Origin of the sequence: Coprococcus intestinihominis (genome assembly GCF_040096555.1) — a bacterium.
In the GTDB taxonomy this organism is placed as follows: Bacteria; Bacillota; Clostridia; order Lachnospirales; family Lachnospiraceae; genus Coprococcus_A; species Coprococcus_A intestinihominis.
Map to the genome: position 1 here is coordinate 1 of NZ_JBBMEK010000298.1, position 3,824 is coordinate 3,824.

The 3,824-nt window shown below is 43.5% G+C and carries 6 protein-coding genes and 1 tRNA gene; 5 read left to right on the top strand and 2 right to left on the bottom strand.

Annotated features, from left to right (window positions below; genetic code table 11):
* The coding region (locus WMO25_RS16000) for a lysozyme family protein (protein WP_349086154.1) at nucleotides 1-274 on the bottom strand (274 nt) is incomplete at its 3' end.
* 275 nt (nucleotides 275-549) lie between these two features.
* Between WMO25_RS16000 and WMO25_RS16005 the strand changes: the two genes are divergently transcribed.
* From WMO25_RS16005 to queF, 5 genes are read left to right on the top strand one after another with little or no spacing between them, the layout of a single operon-like run.
* Nucleotides 550-969, top strand: a complete 420-nt coding sequence (locus WMO25_RS16005) for a 6-pyruvoyl trahydropterin synthase family protein (RefSeq protein WP_349086155.1) — start codon at nucleotides 550-552, stop codon at nucleotides 967-969.
* A 3-nt stretch (nucleotides 970-972) separates the two neighbouring features.
* Nucleotides 973-1,644: a putative 7-carboxy-7-deazaguanine synthase QueE gene (gene queE / locus WMO25_RS16010; protein ID WP_349086156.1), complete on the top strand. Its 672-nt coding sequence runs from the start codon at nucleotides 973-975 to the stop codon at nucleotides 1,642-1,644.
* 14 nt (nucleotides 1,645-1,658) lie between these two features.
* A complete protein-coding gene (gene folE, locus WMO25_RS16015; RefSeq protein WP_117540047.1) occupies nucleotides 1,659-2,240 on the top strand; it encodes a GTP cyclohydrolase I FolE in 582 nt (193 codons plus the stop codon).
* A 16-nt stretch (nucleotides 2,241-2,256) separates the two neighbouring features.
* Complete coding sequence (gene queC, locus WMO25_RS16020) at nucleotides 2,257-2,934, top strand: 7-cyano-7-deazaguanine synthase QueC (RefSeq protein ID WP_015514301.1); 678 nt, start codon at nucleotides 2,257-2,259, stop codon at nucleotides 2,932-2,934.
* 34 nt (nucleotides 2,935-2,968) lie between these two features.
* The gene (gene queF, locus WMO25_RS16025) at nucleotides 2,969-3,466 is read left to right on the top strand and encodes a preQ(1) synthase (protein ID WP_015514302.1); all 498 of its coding nucleotides are present in this window, start codon (nucleotides 2,969-2,971) and stop codon (nucleotides 3,464-3,466) included.
* Nucleotides 3,467-3,561: 95 nt separating this feature from the next.
* Here the strand turns inward: queF and WMO25_RS16030 are convergent.
* Nucleotides 3,562-3,632, bottom strand: a tRNA-Gly gene (locus WMO25_RS16030).
* Between the last annotated feature and the right edge of the window lie 192 nt (nucleotides 3,633-3,824).

Below are 3,824 nucleotides of genomic sequence, written 5' to 3' on the forward strand. Positions count from 1 at the left end.
CGCCAAGGCCGCTGCTCTCCTGCTGCATCAATGCTTCGATGACAGGGACATAGGATTCAATGCCGTATTCTTTGGCATATTGTTGAATCAGGGGCTCATAATTCAGAACAGCATCGTCTACGCTGGCAGTGCCGGGAGTGTCAAAATTACGAAACCACGTAAAATTGCCAAAGCCTCTTGACCAGCCGTAACCACCGATAAGCGCCAAAATGGTGCAGCCAACAATGATAATAATATCTCTGCGGCGGTTCGCCATTATCTTTTGTCTATTCATATTTTTACTCCTGTATTTTTTTACATTCTACCACATCAGAATCTATTTGTCATCCGCAAAAAAAGCTGAAACTACTTGACACTGTGAATGTCCAATGCTATAACAATAAAAGACAGTTCGATTGCACCATCCTGTCTATAAACAAAACCAGGGCTATGAAACCGGAACATCAGGGACATAGCATTGCTGTGTCCCTTTTATTATTGTAATTGTATAGGAAACACATTGGGTAATCCGTATATAAGTGATCAATAAATCAGGAAGGTACTATAATCATGTATTATTTGAAGACTGAACATAGTTTTGATTCTGCACATTTTCTGGCAGGTTATGAGGGTAAATGCCGCAATATTCACGGCCATGAGTGGCGTGTTGTGATTGAGATCTGCCGCCCGGATCTGGATGAAGAAGGCCAGACAAGGGATATGATGTTTGATTTCGGTCAGTTAAAAAAGGATGTCAAGCGTGAAGTGGATGCCATGGACCACGCGTTGATCATTGAAAAAGGCAGTCTGATGCCTGCGACTATGGCAGCACTGCAGGCGGAGAATTTCAGGATTATTGAGATTCCATACCGACCGACAGCAGAAAGACTGGCTTATTATTTTTATGAGAGACTGACGGCATGCGGTTATCATGTTCATCGCTCGACAGTGTATGAGACCCCGAATAACTGCGCGTCATTTGAGGAATAAGAGATGGAAAGGACATATGAGGTAGTAGAACATTTTGTCAGCATTAACGGTGAGGGCCCGTTGGCAGGCCAGCTTGCAGTATTTGTCCGTTTCAAGGGCTGCAATTTATCGTGTCTGTATTGTGACACAAAGTGGGCCAATGAGCCGGATGTGCCGGCCAGAGTGATGACGGCAGAAGAAATTCATCAGGCAATCATGGAAACCGGAGTCCGCAATGTGACACTGACCGGCGGTGAACCTTTGGACCGGCCGTATATTTCAGAATTATTGGAGAAACTGGCTGCGAATCATTTGCTGCATGTGGAGATAGAAACAAACGGCAGTGTCAGTCTGGCTCCTTTTGTGAATATCCCCAACAGGCCGTCTTTTACAATGGATTATAAGTTGTCCTGCAGCGGCATGGAGACCGCTATGGATACAGATAATTTTTCACTGCTTACGGAAAAAGATACGGTCAAATTTGTCACGGGCTCTTTGGCAGACTGTGAACGGGCCGTGGAAATAATGAAACAATTCCGGCTGATTGGACGCTGTCATCTTTATTTCAGTCCGGTTTTTGGCAGTATTGATCCGGCAGATATTGTAGAATTTATGAAAGAGCAACAATTAAATGGCGTCAATCTCCAGATTCAGATGCATAAAGTCATCTGGGATCCCGACAGGCGCGGTGTGTAGGAGGTTATGAAAGAATGGCTATAGATACAGAGGCAATTAAGGAACATGTGCGTGGTATTCTCGTAGCTTTGGGAGATGATCCTGAGCGTGAGGGACTGAAAGAGACCCCGGAACGTGTTGCAAAAATGTATGAAGAAGTATTCGAGGGTATGAATTATACCAATCATGAAATTGCGCAGATGTTTGACAAAACATTTGATCAGGATCTGGAATTATCCGGCAAAAGTGACGACATGGTCTATGTCAGAGATATTGAAATTTTCAGCTATTGTGAACATCATATGGCACTCATGTATGATATGAAAGTTTCTGTGGCCTATATACCGAACGGCAAGGTTATTGGTTTAAGCAAGATCGCCAGAATTGCCGATATGGCTGCCAAGCGTCTGCAGCTGCAGGAACGGATCGGTTCTGATATTGCAGAAATCATGGCGGAAGTTACAGGTTCAGATTCGATTGCTGTCAAGATTGAAGGCTGTCATAGCTGCATGACTGCCCGCGGCATCAAGAAAACGGCTGCTAAAACATTGACAACAACATTTACGGGACGTTTTAAAACCGATGCATCACTGCAAATGCGTGTGATGATGCAGTAATAAGGAGGACTTTATCATGAAAGCACTTGTGTTATCCAGCGGCGGCGTTGACAGTACAACCTGTCTCGGACTTGCTGTAGATAAATATGGCAGTGACAATGTGATCGCTCTTGCCATTACTTACGGACAGCGACATACAAAAGAAATAGAAGCTGCAAAAGCTGTAGCTGCATATTATCATGTAGAAATGCTGCATCTTGATCTCACACCGATTTTCCAGTACAGCGACTGCTCTCTCCTGAGCCATTCAGATCAGGCAATTCCGGAGGAATCCTACGCAGAACAGCTGCAGCACAGCGACGGCAAGCCGGTTTCGACCTATGTGCCTTTCCGTAACGGTCTGTTTCTCTCTTCTGCTGCAAGTATTGCCCTTTCAAAGGGCTGTGATGTGATTTACTATGGCGCACACAGTGACGATGCGGCTGGCAATGCTTATCCGGATTGCAGCGAAGTATTCAAAAATGCCATGAACCAGGCAATTTATGAAGGCAGCGGACATCAGCTGAAAGTGGAAGCACCTTTTGTGAATCTGACAAAGGCAGATGTTGTCAAAAAAGGTCTGGAACTGAACGTACCTTATGAATTGACGTGGAGTTGTTATGAAGGCGGCGAGAAGCCATGTGGAAAATGTGGCACATGTATTGACCGAGCTAAAGCATTTGCTGCCAATGGTGTTGCTGACCCTGCGCTATAAGTGCCGGGCGGAATTTGAAAAAAGGAGAAGAATTATGTCAGGACGTACCAAAGAAGAAACAGCTGGTATTACCCATCTTGGAAGTCAGGGAACGAAATATGATTTTAACTACTGCCCTGAAGTTTTGGAAACATTCATTAATAAACATCCGGATCATGATTATTTTGTAAAATTTAATTGTCCGGAGTTTACAAGCCTTTGCCCGATGACCGGGCAGCCGGATTTTGGCAATGTTATTATTTCTTATGTTCCATCTGAAAGAATGGTTGAAAGTAAGTCTTTAAAACTGTATCTTTTCAGCTTTAGAAATCATGGAGATTTTCATGAGGACTGTATGAATATTATTATGGAAGATCTGATTAAATTGATGGATCCGAAATATATTGAGGTATGGGGAAAATTCCTGCCAAGAGGCGGTATTTCCATCGATCCTTACTGCAACTATGGCAAACCGGGCACAAAATGGGAAGAAATCGCAGCCATGCGTCTGGCCAACCATGATATGTATCCGGAACGGGTAGATAATCGATAGATAAATAATTTAAAAGATTTGCATTGCTGATTCAGGTGCGGCTTATTTTCCTGCATTTTCGAAAAAAAGCGGTTTCCATAGGGAAACCGCTTATGAGCAGATAAGGGGAGTCGAACCCCCCTCTCCAGCTTGGGAAGCTAGCATTCTACCGATGAAACATATCTGCATGCAATTATTGTAACCGATTATAAAAAAAATTTCAAGCTAATTTAGAAAATAACAGTGATATTTTTCTTTACCGTTTCTTAGGGTGTAATTCTGCAATTTGCTTGCATCGCATAGCCATTAGCTGATACAATGTAGGTGTTACATATTTCGGGCGGCCGCATACCAAGCTCTTCTAATTCTTATAGGCCGC